The sequence below is a fragment of the Pseudomonadota bacterium genome (genome assembly GCA_010028905.1).
Taxonomy (GTDB): Bacteria; Vulcanimicrobiota; Xenobia; order RGZZ01; family RGZZ01; genus RGZZ01.
Map to the genome: position 1 here is coordinate 1 of RGZZ01000648.1, position 2,311 is coordinate 2,311.

Consider the following 2,311-nt stretch of genomic DNA (forward strand, 5'->3'; position numbering starts at 1 on the left):
CCGAGGTGGTGACGAACTATCGCCTGGCGGCCAACACGCTCCACGCCATGGCGAACGAGATCCGCGGCTGTCAGGACTTCTTCTGGCCCAGCCTCTCTTCCGCAAAGATCGGTGCGGTGCTGGCTGTCACACGCGATCGGCCGCTGCGCTTCTCGTTCAAGGGAGAGGCCTCTGGCGGGCAGGCTGTCGCGGCGGTCTACACCTTCGACGCCTCGTCCGGCGAGATCCGCAAGAAGCTGTGTGATCTCAGCTCCTTCGTTGCGTCTGACCCCACGACGTGGGATCCCATCGGTGGAGGCGACGTGGATGGGCGGGTGGTTGCGAAAGGAATCAATGCGTTCAGCCTCTCGCTCGTCTCACGGAGCGCTGCGGTTCAACACGTGCGTCTCGATATCGGGTTGAAGGCCGCGGCATCGGTCTACGAGGCGTCGCGTGCCGATCTGCCTTCCATTCCGCTCTCTCTCGAAGTTGCGGTGGTCTCGCGATGAGGCGAAGCCTGCATCGGCGTGGACTGAGCCTGCTCGAGCTCGTGCTCGCGGTGTTCCTGGTGCTCACGGCGGTGACCTACCTTGCGAGCCTCTTCGTCTTCGGCAGCGCCCCGCAGCTGCGGGCACAGGAGATGACCCGCACCACCATGCTGATGTGCTCGCAGGTCGACGCCATCATTGCTGAGCCCGTTGCCGACGTGCAGCCCGCCCACGTATCCGGGCGAAGATTCGATCCTCCGTTCGAGATGTATTCCTACGATCTCGACATCACCACTTCGCAGGTGGTCGATCGCGATGGCTTCGACCGCAAGGTGGTGAGCTACAAGGTCACCGTGACACCGCCCAAAGGCAATCCGGAGACCGTGACGGGCTATCGCGTCTCAGAGGCCGATAGGGGCGCGAAGCTTTACGACACCTACCAGTGCGGCTCATGCCACATGCTGAGCGGCACCCGATCGGCAACCTCCACGACCTATGCCCCCACGCTGAACGGCATCGGTGCCACAGCGGGCAGCCGCGTTCCGGGGCTGAGCGCGAAGGCCTACATCCAGCAGTCCATCCGGAATCCCGACGCCTTCATCGCGCCGGGCTACAGCGCACCGTCCGGGATGGGCTCTGGGTACGACCGCCAGGAGATGCCCCAAGCAGATCTCGACGCCCTCACCCTCTTCTTGCTGAAGAAGTAGGGTAGAGAGACCGTGTTGCGTGCGCAGTGGCGGTAGAGGAGGGCGAGGGAGACTGCAGGGCCACACGCGCCAGAAGCGGTGCCCTCTGATGCTCACCCTCACCGCAGCGCTCAGCCTTCTTGCTGAACGCGCCTGGGAGCGGCGCACCCGTCGCGAGATCGCGCTGTGCAACCGAGCCTCAACGGGATCGCCGTTCGAGAGTGCCCCACCCCCCTTGCTCATACGCTGGCTCGAGGGCCTGCCCGTCGGCCAACCTGACGCGGCCGCGGTATATGCCTGGCACTTCGAAGCCGAGATGGCGATGACGCGGAGATTCACCGACGTGGTGTGCGGGTTGCTGGTGGCAGCCGACCTGGTTCGCATCCCAGATGCCGCCCGTGGCGCTCTCGCATTGGCGGTGGTGTGCGCGCCCGTGCTCAAACGCCTGGCGCAGCAGCGCTTCAACGAGGTGGAGGCAGCGCTTCCCCTGGTGGGAACGTTGGCGCTGCTGCGCGAGCGTGAGGTGGTCTGGTCGCTGGCCTCGGTACTGGCACGTCAATCGGGACCGAGCTGTGACTGGGCACACGTGCGCGACCGCCTGACGCGCATTCCGGTGCCAACGGCGGGACGACGCGACGCGCAAGCCCTCGATCTCGCTTCGCCTCGTCCGATGCGATATGCACTGCAAGCCCGTGCAAGCCGGCAATCGCGCCTTGACCTGCAGCAGAAGGCGCTGCGAGGACTTGTTCTCGGAGGGGCGTTGATGCTGGGTGGTCTGCTGGTCGTGCAGAGGTCGAGAAAGGCGTGATCTCGACGCTGCTTCAGCCAAGGCGACCACGCCGCCGCGCTGTGGTCCGTGCGGCGCGGTCTCTTAGGCGCAGCCTATTGCGTGCGCGCGACCTTGAACCAGTACCGGCCCGCCACCTGGGTGGTGAACGTGGGGAAGAACGAGGTCGAGGGCGCGTGGTTGGGCTCGCAGACGACGCTCTTGCTTTCGCTCGTCGAGAGCACAGGCGCTTGGGCAACCCCTGCACGCACCTCTATCGTCACCCCCACCGTCCCATTGAATGTGGTCGGTCCGTTGTTCTTCAGGACGACCACGACCATGTAGGTCGCGTTTGCCTTGAGCGGCGTAGAGAGATAGGTGCCCGTCGCCAG

The 2,311-nt window shown here is 65.2% G+C and carries 4 protein-coding genes; 3 read left to right on the forward strand and 1 reads right to left on the reverse strand.

Going from position 1 to position 2,311, the window contains the following annotated elements; translation table 11 throughout:
* From EB084_23930 to EB084_23940, 3 genes are all read left to right on the forward strand, one after another.
* Positions 1–488, forward strand: a 488-nt coding sequence (locus EB084_23930) for a hypothetical protein (protein ID NDD31312.1), incomplete at its 5' end; no start/stop codon positions are given.
* Positions 485–1,174 (forward strand): hypothetical protein, encoded by a 690-nt coding sequence (locus EB084_23935; protein NDD31313.1) that lies wholly within the window; start codon positions 485–487, stop codon positions 1,172–1,174. The genes EB084_23930 and EB084_23935, both read left to right, overlap by 4 nt.
* A gap of 88 nt (positions 1,175–1,262) precedes the next feature.
* A complete protein-coding gene (locus tag EB084_23940) occupies positions 1,263–1,961 on the forward strand; it encodes a hypothetical protein (GenBank protein NDD31314.1) in 699 nt (232 codons plus the stop codon).
* Between the two features lie 74 nt (positions 1,962–2,035).
* On the opposite strand, the gene EB084_23945 is transcribed toward EB084_23940, so the two are convergent.
* A partial coding sequence (locus EB084_23945; GenBank protein ID NDD31315.1) for a hypothetical protein occupies positions 2,036–2,311 on the reverse strand: 276 nt, incomplete at its 5' end.

Bases quoted from the DNA above. Each gene is read 5' to 3' on its own strand.
- EB084_23935 (NDD31313.1), top strand. From the start codon at position 485: ATGAGGCGAAGCCTGCATCGGCGTGGACTGAGCCTGCTCGAGCTCGTG.
- EB084_23940 (NDD31314.1), top strand. From the start codon at position 1,263: ATGCTCACCCTCACCGCAGCGCTCAGCCTTCTTGCTGAACGCGCCTGG.